We start from the raw sequence: 12,505 nt of genomic DNA on the forward strand, positions 1-12,505 counted from the left end.
GAGCTGTGTGTAGTGTCTCATGTTTGCTTCTCATTCTTGGTCGATTGAAAAGCATAAGATGCTACAGCAGCTTGCCATCCAATCCTAGTTTAATGAGTTGCACTTGAGAGTTGAATCCAGGTCACTAAATAACAAATACATGCGATACTTTATGGTTGGGTGAATAGAATACATCATAAGATTAGAGTTGGGAGCCAAGATGAAAAAGAAATTAACTAAGCCCACTCTAGGCCAGTTCATTTTAGGCTGGTGGCGTTTTGTAGCTTTTACTGCCTTTTGTTTAGTGTTTCTTTTAGCCAGCAATGCTTGGTTGGTGGGTATGACTTCAGAGAGGGTTATTCAGCCAGGAGAAGGCTGTTCTAGCGACTTTGAAGTTGCACTAGTGTTTGGTACTAGCCAGTTCTTACGTTCAGGTCGCGCCAATCCGCACTATTACGGGCGAATTGATTTAGCTGCAGAGCTTTATCAGCAGGGTAAAGTAGAGCATTTGCTTTTGTCGGGCGATAACCGAAGCCTTTACTATAACGAGCCTGCCAAAATGCAGCAGGATTTGTTAGATAGAGGAGTACCCTTGGCAGCAATGACGCTAGATGCAGCCGGATTTAGCACCTTTGATAGCTTAAAACGTAGTCAAGATATTTATGGCCTACACCGACTGCTGTTGATTACTCAAGACTACCATTTGCCACGCGCACTGTTTATTGCTGATAACCTAGGTATAGAAACGAGTGGTTGTGCAGCTGAAGGGCCAGAATGGTCGGCCATGCGTAAAGTGTGGTTTAGAGAAATAGCCGCTAGATTAAAAACCCTCGGTGATCTGTATATTTGGCAAAGAGAACCACGTATTTTAGGTGACCCTCAGCCAATTAGTCTTGGAAACTAATACGCATTAATAACAAGTAATCTTTAGTGACAAGAAAATAGCGACAAGAAACTAGACCTTTTGCTCTAAGTTGCCTAGATTATCTAAATGTCAGCCTATTTATGTGGTATTAATGAGCAGCTTATGAATTTACTATCTTTCTCCACTACTAGTTCAACATCGAAAGAAAATGATGAATTGCTCTACTTTACCGACGAGTTAGAAACTTCGGCAGATGCAAGCCAAGATGACCCTGCTGCGGTGTTTAAAGTTTTGATTGTTGATGATGATGAAGACATTCATTTGGCTACACGCCTGACTTTAAAAAATATGCGGTTTAAAGGGCGAAGATTAGAGTTTATTGATGCCTACTCAGGCGAAGAAGCTTATTACCTACTCCAAACCCACCCAGATACGGCAGTGATGCTCCTAGATGTGGTGATGGAAACCGAGCAGGCAGGTTTAAACTTAATTGGGCAAATTCGTCATCATCTAGGTTTGCAAAGCCTACGAATTATTTTGAGAACAGGGCAGCCGGGTTACGCTCCAGAACTGCAGACGGTTGCGCGTTATGACATTAACGACTACAAAACCAAAACAGAGCTAACGCACGACAAGCTGCACGTTATTATGATGACGGCTCTACGCAGTTACCTGCTGTATGAAGAGCTAGTGACTCTCGCTTATGATGATGCCTTAACAGGCTTGCTTAACCGTAATGGTTTGATAAACATGCTAGACCTGCAGCTAGGCATCTGCTTAGACCAAGATGAGCAGTCGCTACAGCTAGCTTTGATTGACCTTAACCAATTCTCTGTTTTGAACGATACCTTTGGAACACGCCAAGGTGATCTGCTTTTAAAAGCCTTTGCACGGCGTTTAGAAAGCCAAGCAGGATGTGTGGTTGCTGCTAGATTAAACGCAGACCATTTTGCTTTAGTTTACAAGGGTGATGCTGAACAGTTAAAGGCTAGAGAATCACTGACTGAGCCTATTTTATTTGACGATATAGAACACCCTTTAAGCTTTTGTATAGGTGTTGCTACCTGTACAGAAGGTATGACAGGTGATGAGCTACTTAGTTATGCCACCATGGCTTTGAAGCGAGCGAAGAACCAAGGGCATGGTAGCTGTGTTATTTTCAATCCTTCCATGGTTGAAGAGCTACGTTATCATTCACAAATGTTACGAAGCCTAAAGCGTGATTTAGATTTAGGGCAGCTATTTTTAGAATATCAACCGCAAATTGATCTGGCGACCAGTCAACTCTTAGGTGTAGAGGCTTTAGTGCGCTGGCACCCTGCTGGTGGGCAACGCATTCCGCCGGATCAGTTTATTCACCTTGCCGAACAGTCTGGCTTAATCATTAAATTGGGCGACTGGGTTCTACAGCAGGCTCTACTTGACTTACAAGAGTTGCTCCCTGAGTTTCCAAACATTCGTATGGCAGTGAATGTTTCAGCCCTTCAGTTTAATCAGCCAGATTTTGAAACAAAAGTTGCTAAGGCATTAAAAAATAGTGGCGTAAGTGGACAAAATTTAGACCTTGAAATTACTGAGTCAGTAGGTGTACTCGGTTCTCTTGAAGTTGAAAATAAGTTTACCTACTTAAAACAGCTGGGGGTTACACTTTCAATTGATGATTTTGGTACTGGCTTTTCTTCACTTTCTTACTTAGAAAAACTCAGTGCGGATAGATTGAAAATTGACCGCAGCTTTGTTGCAAAACTTGATGCTTCAGACTCAGGCCAAAGAATTGTACAAATGATTATTGGGCTAGGTCAGCGTTTAAACCTACAGGTTTTAGCTGAAGGCATAGAAACCAACTCACAACTAGAAGAGCTAAAAGCTTTGGGCTGCCATGAAGGGCAAGGCTACCTAATAGCTCGACCACTAGCCTTAGACGCTTTACTGGAGTGGATAGATCAGTGGGACTGCTGATTGCTAGTATTCTATTTCTTAGCGGTGCGCTTCTGCTGGCTTTATTATTTGTTATGCAGCGTGAAAAAACCTTAAAAGCACGCGAAATTCAACTGGAATCAATTTTTGACACCTCGCCGACTCCTTTATTAGTGGGCTATTGGCTAGATGGCGACTATGCCACTGAACGGGTGAACTCTGCATGGATTAAAAAGTTTCAAATTCCTGAGGCGCAAGTTGCAGGTATTAAGGCGGGTGAGTTTTCTTGGTGGGTTTCTGCTAGTGATAGAGCAAGGCTGATACACCAAGCACATGCTGGCCTAGCTGTTAAAGAATTTAATGTTTGGATGAGGCGAGCTGATGGAGAAGAATTTTTAGGCTCTCTGTCTTCTCAAACACGGTTGGTTAAAGGGCGACAAATGCTGGTTATTGCCTATGAAGATATTTCTAGCAACTACCAAATGCAGCAGCAGCTGAGGGAACTGAACCGAACCTTGGAAGATAGAGTTGAACAGCGCACCTTCGATTTAAAACAAGCCAACACCAAGTTAGAAGAAACCTTACAAAGCCTAGAAAAAGCCCAGCAAGATTTAATTCAATCAGAAAAGTTAGCTGCCTTGGGCTCCTTGGTTGCTGGTGTTGCTCACGAGCTAAATACACCGCTAGGTAATGCGCTTATGTCTTCAACAACCTTAGGTAAAGATATAGAAAACTTAAACCATGCTTTGCAAGCGGGTTTAATGCGCTCAACCTTAGAAGATTTTTTAACTGAAAGTGGACAGTCGCTAGCTATTTTGCAGCGTAATTTACAAAGAGCCTCGGGCTTGATTAGTAGCTTTAGACAGGTTGCTGTTGATAGAACAACCTCTCAGTTAAGGCAGTTCAACTTAAACAAAGTGCTAATAGAGGCAATCACGCTTTTACAGCCACTATTAAAAAACACCCAATATGAAGTGCTCATTGATGTGCCTGAAAGCATTGAGATAACGAGCTATCCTGGCCCGTTAGGGCAGGTTATTACTAACCTAGTTCAAAACACTCTTCTGCATGCTTTTGAAAACCAAGAACAAGGGTTAATTACTCTTAAAGCTCACTTAATTAGCGATCAGTCGTTAGTTGAGTTAAGTGTGCAAGATAATGGTGCGGGTATGAGTGAAGGTTTACAAAAAAAGGTGTTTGATCCGTTTTTTACCACTAAGATAGGTCAAGGCGGTACGGGCTTAGGTTTGCACCTAGTACACAATATTGTTACGGGTATCTTAGGTGGGCGTATTCAATTGACCAGTGAGTTAGGCCAGGGTAGCAACTTTATACTGACCTTCCCTAGCCAGATATAAAGTGATTGCTTGGTTAAGCTTTAGCAATTAAAGCTGCTTTGCTTTCTTCCATGGCTGCTAGTTCATCTTCATAGAAAAACTTTTCTTCACCTAATGCAGGTTCTAGGTGGTTAAGCCAGGTTGCTTGGTCGTTATACTTAGCAAAGAAAGGTTTTTGTACCCAGTCAGCATCTCGCCCTTGAATTAAACGCAATACCATAACCTTTTCGCCATGAATTTCAGTCACCCCTTGAATTTCAACTTTACCAGGGTCAGCAGACATGGATGGACCACGCGCAGTACGACACAAGCCAGGCACTTGCTTCATGGCTGTACGGTAAATCTCCCAGGCTTCCACTAAGGGTATTTCAAAATAATGCCTAGCGCCCGTATCACGCTCAACAAACATATAGTAAGGAATCATGCCCTGCTGTACCTGCACCTTCCACATTTTAACCCATTGATCAGCATCGTCATTTATGTGGCGTAACAAAGGTGCTTGAGTGCGAATTTCTGCACCCGTGGCACGAATACGCTTGACTGCTTCACGGCAAACAGGGGTATCCATTTCTTGCCAATGATTAAAGTGCGCCATAAAGGCAATATGCTTACCCGCAGCAATGAGTTCACGGAAAAGCTCCAAAATATCCTTGGCATCTTCGTCGGTTACAAAACGGTAAGGCCAGAAAGAAAGGCTTTTCGATCCAATGCGAATATTTTGTACATGGTCTAGTTCTGGCTTCATTAAGCCTTCTAAATACATGCGCAGGTGCCTAGCTTTCATCACCATAGGGTCACCACCGGTTAATAACAGGTCGGTCACTTCTTTGTGCTCAGCTAAGTAAGCATGCAGTGTTTCAGCCTCGTTAGATGAAAAACGTAGGTCTTTATCGCCCACAAACTGTGCCCAGCGGAAACAAAAGGTGCAGTAACTATGGCAAACCTGGCCTTGGCTAGGGAAGAACAAAACAGTTTCTTGGTATTTATGCTGCATACCAGGTAAGGGTTGGCCATTTAACATCGGTAGATTCATGTCCATTTGCCCTGCAGGGTGAGGGTTCAAATCTTCACGAATGCGCTCAACAGCAGCTTTTAACTCAGCAGCGGGGGCTTGGTTTTTTAACAGCTCAGCTACTTCATCAAAATGTTCTGGTTTTAGCATGCCACGTTGAGGAAAAGTTAGCTGGAAAACGGGATCATTCGGTACAGCTTGCCAGTCAATTAGCTCATCAATAACATAATCGTTAACACGAAAGGGAAGCACTTGGCTAACAACCTGCATATCAAAGCGCAGGTCTTCAGGTAGGTTTTTTAAGGCTTCAATTTTATCGAGCTGGCGCTGGGTATAAACTTTGAAGGGGCGGGCCTCAATAAAAGGCGTAGTTAGAGTTGTGTGTTGATTCATCGTCCGTCTCCTCGGTAGAGCACAATATTTATAATCTATATTTATTGGGAGAGACTTTTACACAAGAAGGCAAATATTTGCAAGTTAAAGAGGGCTTTATAGCTTTTAGACCCAAAAAAAGCCTTTAATGCAAAAATATTTGCGTTAAAGGCTGGGCTGACAAACTAGCGATTAGCTTTTTTCTGCTTGATGAAAAACCCTTTGCGGGTAAGGAATGGTGATTTTTTGTTCATCAAAAGAAATTTTAATTCGCTCCATTAAGTCCCATTTTAATGCCCAGAAATCAGCAGAATTGACCCAAATTCTAAGGGTGAAATCGACTGAGCTTTCACCAAAGTTAAGAATAGCAACTAGGGGTGCTGGGTCTTTTATGCTGCGTTCATCAGCGTTAGCAAGCTCTAGTAACAAGTCTTTAACTTTGCGTACATCATCGTCATAGCTGACTCCAACAAACAAGTCTAAACGACGCTTAGATTCAGTTGAGTAGTTAACTAGGTTGCTGTGAATTAATGAGGAGTTGGGGATCATGACTGTTTTGTTATCAGGCGTTTTTAGGTAGGTGTGAGACAGGGTGAGTCTGTCTACACTGCCGCCAGTACCTGCGCCCTCTATATAGTCACCTTGTTTGAAAGGTTTGAGTGCAACCAATAAAAAGCCAGAAGCAAGGTTTTGCAAAGAGTCTTTTAATGCTAAACCTATAGCTAAGCCAGCAGCACCTAAGGCAGCAAGTAAAGAAGTTGTGTTGATACCTAGCTGACTTAAAGTTGCCATAAAAAGCATTATTAACAATAGAATACGCACTATTTGGTCTAGAAAATGGGCAGTAGCGCTATCCATTTTTTTGGTTAGTAGTTTTACCATTAACTTACGTAGCCAGCCAATTGCTATCCACCCACCAACGAGCATTGCTAGGGCAGGCCAAAGAGTGTTTATAGCTAACCAAGCTTCAGGTGTTAAGCTACCCGATTCACTTATTAAAAAGTCCATCAAAATTCCTCAAAAATAAAGTTAAATCTAGACTAACATGACCAAAGGCATTGGTTAAAAGGAATTTATAGGCTATACCTTAGCCAGCCCTACTAATTACAAATGCCAGCTAAGAGGCCTGCTTATGAGCAACTTGATCGCAACCTTCCTAACAACAGTTTTACGTGCCTTTGGCTTAAAAACGCTGGATAAGCAGTTTTTATTTTCTTATGCCTTAATTTTTTTATTGGCTTCCACTGCTTCTATCTCTCTTTATATGAGTCTCTCTGTTTCACCTGAAACAATTAATGTGGCCGGTGCGCAGCGAATGCTAAGCCAAAAAATGACCAAAGAAGCCTTGTTAATTATTGGTAAGGTTGAAAATAAAACCGTGCTAGATAAAACGGTAGCTAGTTTTGAGACTGCCCATAAAGATTTGATTGCTGGAAACCGTGATAGAGATATAACAGCCTTTGATGATTCAGAAATACAGCAACAAATGCAGCAAGTTGATCAACTCTGGCAGCAAATGAAAGTTAGGTTGGACCAGGCTTTAGTTCAGCAAGACAGTAAAAGTATTCAAAGGCTTCAAGACCAGTCTATGCAGCTATTAAAAGAAATGAATAATGCGGTAGTTTTAATGACACGCAAGGCTGAAACTAGTCAAAAATTTCAAGTATGGCTAGCCTTTGGAAGTGTCACCATTATTTTAGTATTGGTAGTGTTTGGGCGTATTTTTGGTATGAGCCAACTGATGGATAACATTCAAGTTTTATTAGCTGGTATGCGTCGGGTGGGTGAGGGCGACTTTAAAATGCGCATGCAGGTTAAATATAAAGAAGATGAAATTGGGCAGATGTTTACTGCCTATAACCGAATGCAAGAAGAAGTTTTGCGTTTAATGGTGCAAACCAAGCAAACAGCACAAACAACCAGTCAACACGTAAAAGAAGTGGTAACAGCTGCTCAGGCTACAGGTGAGGGCGTTAGGCAACAGCATGAAGATTTAGATCAGGTTGCAACGGCCATGAATGAAATGACTGCAACGGTTGCTGAAGTAGCTAACCATGCAGCCAGCGCGGCAGATGCAGCCGATGCAGCAGACGATCAAGCTAGAACAGGTCAAGCGCTAGTACTGCAAACAGCAGAGCAGCTTAAGCACTTGTCGAATAATTTAAAAGAAGGCGCTAAAGATTTACAAGAACTACGTGAAGAAACCAACTCAGCGGGTACAGTGCTAGAAGTAATAACTGCCATAGCAGAACAAACTAACCTGCTGGCACTTAATGCAGCCATAGAAGCTGCAAGGGCGGGTGAAGCCGGAAGGGGCTTTGCGGTAGTAGCTGATGAAGTACGTAACTTAGCTAGCCGTACTCGTGACTCTATAGGTGAAATAGAAACTATAGTCGCCAATCTACAAGCAGAAGCTGGTAAAGCTTCCAAAGCAATGGTGGTTTACTCTGAGGAAGCTGCAAGCAATGTTGTGCAGGTAGAAGAAGCTACCACTGCCCTAGAAGCGATAGTGGGCGCGGTAGATATGATTCGTGGTATGAACACACAAATAGCTGCAGCAGCTGAGCAGCAGCATCAGGTGGCTCAAGATATAGATCAACGCCTAGTACATATTGCAGGTATTGCAGACAGTAATAGCCAGGCAGCTGAGAAGGTAGTCAGTACCAGCAAGCTAATTCAAACAGAAGTGGGGCAGCTGAATGAACAGCTAGATCATTTTGAAACCTAAGTGAGTCTCTGTTTTTTAGTAGCTTTAAACAAAGCCTTTAATATAAAAGCCCCTAGTTTAACTGAATAAGCTAGCTTGACAGAGACCGGGGGCTTAGTTATTTGAGTTATTGAGCTACTGGTTAAGCTAGTAGTTGTACCAATCACCGTTAGCTTGAGGCATTAGCCATTGACGGGTAAACCAGAAATAGCGATTTTGGGTTTTGTGAGGTGCAGTACAGTTGTAGCGGGGTCGTCCCGTGTGTAAGTCTTTATCAGAAGTAACATTAATTTCTAAGTTGCCATCTGCAAGGGTCTTTCTACTCACTTGCAGCAGTTCAGCATTCGGTCCATAACAGCGAAATTGCTTGATTCGGTATTCTCCGGGCATGACTGTTAGCTTTAAACTGGGGCGGCGATTACTACCATCTAACACGGCAGTTACAGGTTCCTCATTAACAACAGGAAAGGGTAAGGCATGTAGCTTGGTGCGCAGGCTAGTAGGGTTAGCTGAGGTTCCATTAGCAGCATAGCGTGGAAGGCTGGTTATATTGGTGTAAGGACTAGCTGCACCAGAATGTTGCCCAAAAGCTATATAGCCCATTTTTTGAACAAGCTTTTGAATTTCAGGATTATATTCGCCATAAGGGTAGGCAAAAATTTTGGGTGCGCTACCTAAGTGCTTAATAATTTCTTGTTGATTAGCGGCTATTTCATGTTCAACCCGTTTAAGCCATGCTTCTTCAGTTTCATCGTCTAGTTTACGAATGAGGTGGGTGTGACTTAAAGTATGGTTAGCAATGATTCCACCAGCCTCCTGAGCCTCCTTCAACTCAGCCCAGCTCATATACAAAGGGCGCTTTTCATTGATTGGGTCGGCATTTACAAAAATAGTAAAAGGTAGTTCTCTTTCTTTTAAAATAGGTAGGGCTTCTTTATACACGCTGATATAACCATCATCAAAAGTAATAACAGCTACCTTATCTGGCATTGGGCGACGGCGTTTTATTTGTCGGGCAACTCGGTCAATTGGCCAAACTTCAAAGCCATCTTTTTCTAGCATATCGAGGTGTTGAATAAAATCTGCTGGCGAGGTGCTGGTAGAAGGTGGTGTGCTAGTACTAATGTGATGATACATCAGCACGCTAGCATGGTAGTAGGCAACGGGAGTTTCTTGCTCATCAGCCTTAGCTAGGGCTGTTAGGCTGCCTAAGATCAACAATAGAGGTAGTAGTTTTTTTAATAACATAGTTAGGTATTCCAGCATTTATTTAAGCAGGGGGCGTAGTACTTCCATTGCTTCATTAATGGTTTGTAGTTTTTCTGCATCGCCACCTCGGTCTGGGTGATGCAACATAGCTAATCTACGATAGCTAAGTTTTATTTCTTTAGTCGATACACCTTCATGTAAACCCAGGGTTTTCAGTGCTTTAGCTTTAAGTCCACCACCACTAAAAACACTTTCCTCGTGTAAGCGTTTCCAAAAGTTGTTCAATGCTGTTTCTATGTCTTGTTGGGTGGTTTTTTCAAGCATGTCCATGTCTAGGTAGTAGTCACGCATAGGGTCATGCTCTTGTAGGGCAGGGCTACCAGGTATATAGGCTTGTAGTTGTAAGCGCACAGCTGTAATTTCTAAGTGGCCTTTAGCAGTTTGCCATAAGTCATCGCGTAACTGATAAAGGGCATTGTAAAGAAGGAAATGGGTGCGAAAGAGTTTTACGTTATCACTAAAAGTGTCTGGTTCAAGTTTAATCGTTCCTTTTTCATCTAGCGCTTTTAATAGAGTATGTTCGTTAACGCCTTCGGGAAAGGAGCGTAAAACTTCAATTAAATCTTCAAAAAGTCTAGTTTCCTGTAACGCTGTCATAGCTGAGGTGGCCTTAAATATTTTATTCTAGTCGGGATATTAGCAGGACTAAGCGCGTTAGAATACGCTTCTGACCATTTACATTTTATGAGACTTTGGTTAACTTGCGCCTTTTATAATTAAGTAAAGGGTACTAGCCATGCAGGATTTACTTCCTAAAGCCCGAAAAGAGTTTAATAAATTACAAAAACGCCTGCGCCGAGAAATGGGTCAAGCCATTGCTGACTTTAACATGATACAGGAAGGTGACAAGGTTATGGTCTGTCTCTCTGGAGGCAAAGACTCTTTTACCCTTTTGCATATTTTAATGGCGTTGCAAAAAAGTGCCCCTATTCAGTTCGAGTTGGTTGCGGTCAATTTAGACCAAAAACAGCCCGGCTTTCCTGAAGAAGTTTTACCTGCTTATTTGCAACAGCTAGGTGTTGATTTTCATATACTTGAAAAAGATACCTACAGTATTGTTAAAGAAAAAATTCCTGAAGGTAAAACAACCTGTGGCTTATGCTCCCGCTTGCGTCGGGGCAACCTTTATGGTTTTGCAGAAAAAATTGGAGCAACTAAAATTGCCTTGGGTCATCACAAGGATGACATGCTAGAAACCTTGTTTCTGAATTTGTTTTTTGGTGGTAGTTTAAAATCCATGCCGCCCAAACTTTTATCTGATGATAAGAAAAATATAGTTATTCGGCCTTTAGCCTACAGCCGTGAAAAAGACATTATAAGCTTTGCTGAGCAAATGGATTTTCCAATTATTCCTTGCAACTTATGTGGCTCGCAAGAAAACTTACAGCGCCAGACCATTAAAGGAATGCTTGCAGATTGGGAAAAACAGTACCCAGCGCGTATTGAAACCATGGCAAATGCCCTACAGAAGGTTGCACCCTCTCAGTTGGCAGATACTAGTGCTTTTGATTTTGCTGGCTTGGAAGAAGAAAGAGCCAAGGCCCAAGCTGATAGAATACAGCTAGTGAACACCTTGGCTACAGAGGCCTGAGAAGAAAAGGCAGCTATTCGCCTTCAAAGGCCATAATTGAGTAAGCACTAATGCCTAACTCAAGCAGACGTTCGCTACCGCCTTTATCGGGAAGGTCAATTAAGGTAGCGACTTCGTGTACTTCAGCTTTTTGACGACGAATAAGCGTTGCTGCGGCAATTAAACTGCCACCACTAGCGAGTATGTCATCAAATAAAAGTACTCTGTCACCCTCATTTAACATACCTTGACGCATTTCTAAGGTACGGTCACCCTGGGTGCTAGGCGCACGTTCAAATAAGACTTCGCCTGGCTCTTCACCAAAGTCTCTAATAAGTGCCAGTGGTAAATTAAGTCGATAAGCTAAGACAGCAGCAAACATAGTGCCACGACCTTTTAGAGCAACAATACGATTGATTTTAGAGCCCAGATAACGCTGAGCTAATTCGCTGGTTATAAAGTGGAGTGCGCCAGTTTCATTGAGTAAACTTGAAAGGTCTCGTGTATAAGACCCTTTTTTAGGGAAGTCCTTATGTATTTTAACTAGCTGTTTAAGCGAAAATTCATCAAGCATAATTCTTGCCCTCTTCTTTTATTAACTAGATGCATTATTTACTGGTTTGCAGCAATTTTACTGCCTATCTCTGCATCATAGTCATTTAGATCAGCCACTTCTAATAATTGTTGCTGGTCTGTAATGTGAACTTCCTTACCATTGACTGCAATCATTTTTGTGCTTTGGAAACGCGTGAAAACTCGGCTGACTGTTTCTACCGCTAAGCCTAGGTAATTACCTATTTCGTTGCGAGACATGGGTAAACGGAAGGTATAAGGCGAATAGCCTCGTCGCTTAAAACGAGCCGAAAGGTTAGCTAAAAAAGTGGCAACCCTTTCTTCGGCACTTTTTTTAGAAAGAAGCAGCATCATTTGCTTGTCTTCACGCAGTTCTTTACTCATGCAGCTAAAAATTTGCTGGCGTAAATCTGGCAGGGTGTTAGACAGTTCTTGAAGTCTTGAATAGGGTATTTCACACACAGTGGTCGTTTCTAAAGCTTTAGCGGAAATAGGGTAAGAAACACAGTCTATTCCATCTAAGCCTATAAGCTCACTGGGCAGATGAAAATTAGTGATTTGCTCTTCGCCATCGTTAGTCATTATGTAGTTTTTTAAGCTACCCGACCTAACAGCATAAATTGAGTCAAATTCATCACCTTGTCTAAAGAGGTGATCACCTTTTTTTAAAGGTTGCCGACGCTTTATAATGTTATCAAGCTGGTCTATATCTTCTAAACTAAGTGATAAAGGCAGGCAGAGTGAACTTAAACTACAAGTCATACAGCGTGGCTCTTTACTTAAGTTCAGGCAGCTTCCTTTTTTTTGTAATCTGCTGTTCATCACCAACTCTCCTGGTTCAAAATCTTGATATATCGCAACTACTTTTACCATGAGTTAAGCGGTATGGCAATTAAGCTAGGGC

11 protein-coding genes are annotated in these 12,505 nt (G+C 42.1%); 5 read left to right on the forward strand and 6 right to left on the reverse strand.

All coding sequences use genetic code 11. From position 1 onward, the window contains the following. Positions 1-199: 199 nt before the first annotated feature. From BP27_RS15250 to BP27_RS16685, 3 genes are all read left to right on the forward strand, one after another. Positions 200-883 (forward strand): SanA/YdcF family protein, encoded by a 684-nt coding sequence (locus BP27_RS15250; protein ID WP_051610316.1) that lies wholly within the window; start codon positions 200-202, stop codon positions 881-883. A gap of 123 nt (positions 884-1,006) precedes the next feature. Then, positions 1,007-2,803, forward strand: coding sequence for an EAL domain-containing response regulator (locus tag BP27_RS0104815; protein ID WP_160169818.1), 1,797 nt, complete (start codon positions 1,007-1,009; stop codon positions 2,801-2,803). After that, on the forward strand, positions 2,791-4,119 hold the full coding sequence (locus BP27_RS16685) for a PAS domain-containing sensor histidine kinase (RefSeq protein WP_051610318.1): 1,329 nt from the start codon (positions 2,791-2,793) through the stop codon (positions 4,117-4,119). Before BP27_RS0104815 ends, BP27_RS16685 begins: the two co-directional genes overlap by 13 nt. Before the next feature lie 13 nt (positions 4,120-4,132). Here the strand turns inward: BP27_RS16685 and BP27_RS0104825 are convergent, their stop codons facing one another. Both BP27_RS0104825 and BP27_RS0104830 read right to left on the reverse strand, forming a co-directional pair. Then, positions 4,133-5,503, reverse strand: coding sequence for a KamA family radical SAM protein (locus BP27_RS0104825; protein WP_027850589.1), 1,371 nt, complete (start codon positions 5,501-5,503; stop codon positions 4,133-4,135). A 171-nt stretch (positions 5,504-5,674) separates the two neighbouring features. After that, on the reverse strand, positions 5,675-6,490 hold the full coding sequence (locus tag BP27_RS0104830) for a mechanosensitive ion channel family protein (protein ID WP_027850590.1): 816 nt from the start codon (positions 6,488-6,490) through the stop codon (positions 5,675-5,677). A 124-nt stretch (positions 6,491-6,614) separates the two neighbouring features. On the opposite strand from BP27_RS0104830, the gene BP27_RS0104835 reads away from it, so the two are divergent. Then, entirely contained in the window at positions 6,615-8,210 is a 1,596-nt protein-coding gene (locus tag BP27_RS0104835; protein ID WP_027850591.1) for a methyl-accepting chemotaxis protein, read from the forward strand. A gap of 126 nt (positions 8,211-8,336) precedes the next feature. Here BP27_RS0104835 and BP27_RS15260 read toward each other — a convergent pair whose 3' ends face one another. After that, positions 8,337-9,437, reverse strand: coding sequence for a polysaccharide deacetylase family protein (locus tag BP27_RS15260; protein ID WP_160169819.1), 1,101 nt, complete (start codon positions 9,435-9,437; stop codon positions 8,337-8,339). 18 nt (positions 9,438-9,455) lie between these two features. Continuing rightward, positions 9,456-10,055, reverse strand: a complete 600-nt coding sequence (locus tag BP27_RS17375) for a DNA-J related domain-containing protein (protein ID WP_027850592.1) — start codon at positions 10,053-10,055, stop codon at positions 9,456-9,458. Positions 10,056-10,194: 139 nt separating this feature from the next. Between BP27_RS17375 and ttcA the strand changes: the two genes are divergently transcribed. After that, complete coding sequence (gene ttcA / locus BP27_RS0104850) at positions 10,195-11,049, forward strand: tRNA 2-thiocytidine(32) synthetase TtcA (protein ID WP_027850593.1); 855 nt, start codon at positions 10,195-10,197, stop codon at positions 11,047-11,049. A gap of 13 nt (positions 11,050-11,062) precedes the next feature. Here ttcA and BP27_RS0104855 read toward each other — a convergent pair whose 3' ends face one another. Both BP27_RS0104855 and fnr read right to left on the reverse strand, forming a co-directional pair. After that, the gene (locus BP27_RS0104855) at positions 11,063-11,602 is read right to left on the reverse strand and encodes a purine phosphoribosyltransferase family protein (RefSeq protein ID WP_051610320.1); all 540 of its coding nucleotides are present in this window, start codon (positions 11,600-11,602) and stop codon (positions 11,063-11,065) included. Positions 11,603-11,640: 38 nt separating this feature from the next. Continuing rightward, on the reverse strand, positions 11,641-12,423 hold the full coding sequence (gene fnr, locus BP27_RS15265) for a fumarate/nitrate reduction transcriptional regulator Fnr (RefSeq protein WP_084324516.1): 783 nt from the start codon (positions 12,421-12,423) through the stop codon (positions 11,641-11,643). Positions 12,424-12,505 lie beyond the last annotated feature (82 nt).

This window comes from Marinospirillum insulare DSM 21763, assembly GCF_000686905.1.
GTDB lineage: Bacteria > Pseudomonadota > Gammaproteobacteria > Pseudomonadales > Halomonadaceae > Marinospirillum > Marinospirillum insulare.

Bases quoted from the DNA above. Each gene is read 5' to 3' on its own strand.
- BP27_RS15250 (WP_051610316.1), top strand. From the start codon at position 200: ATGAAAAAGAAATTAACTAAGCCCACTCTAGGCCAGTTCATTTTAGGC.
- BP27_RS0104815 (WP_160169818.1), top strand. From the start codon at position 1,007: ATGAATTTACTATCTTTCTCCACTACTAGTTCAACATCGAAAGAAAAT.
- BP27_RS0104825 (WP_027850589.1), bottom strand. From the start codon at position 5,503: ATGAATCAACACACAACTCTAACTACGCCTTTTATTGAGGCCCGCCCC.
- BP27_RS0104830 (WP_027850590.1), bottom strand. From the start codon at position 6,490: ATGGACTTTTTAATAAGTGAATCGGGTAGCTTAACACCTGAAGCTTGG.
- BP27_RS0104835 (WP_027850591.1), top strand. From the start codon at position 6,615: ATGAGCAACTTGATCGCAACCTTCCTAACAACAGTTTTACGTGCCTTT.
- BP27_RS15260 (WP_160169819.1), bottom strand. From the start codon at position 9,437: ATGTTATTAAAAAAACTACTACCTCTATTGTTGATCTTAGGCAGCCTA.
- BP27_RS17375 (WP_027850592.1), bottom strand. From the start codon at position 10,055: ATGACAGCGTTACAGGAAACTAGACTTTTTGAAGATTTAATTGAAGTT.
- ttcA (WP_027850593.1), top strand. From the start codon at position 10,195: ATGCAGGATTTACTTCCTAAAGCCCGAAAAGAGTTTAATAAATTACAA.
- BP27_RS0104855 (WP_051610320.1), bottom strand. From the start codon at position 11,602: ATGCTTGATGAATTTTCGCTTAAACAGCTAGTTAAAATACATAAGGAC.
- fnr (WP_084324516.1), bottom strand. From the start codon at position 12,423: ATGAACAGCAGATTACAAAAAAAAGGAAGCTGCCTGAACTTAAGTAAA.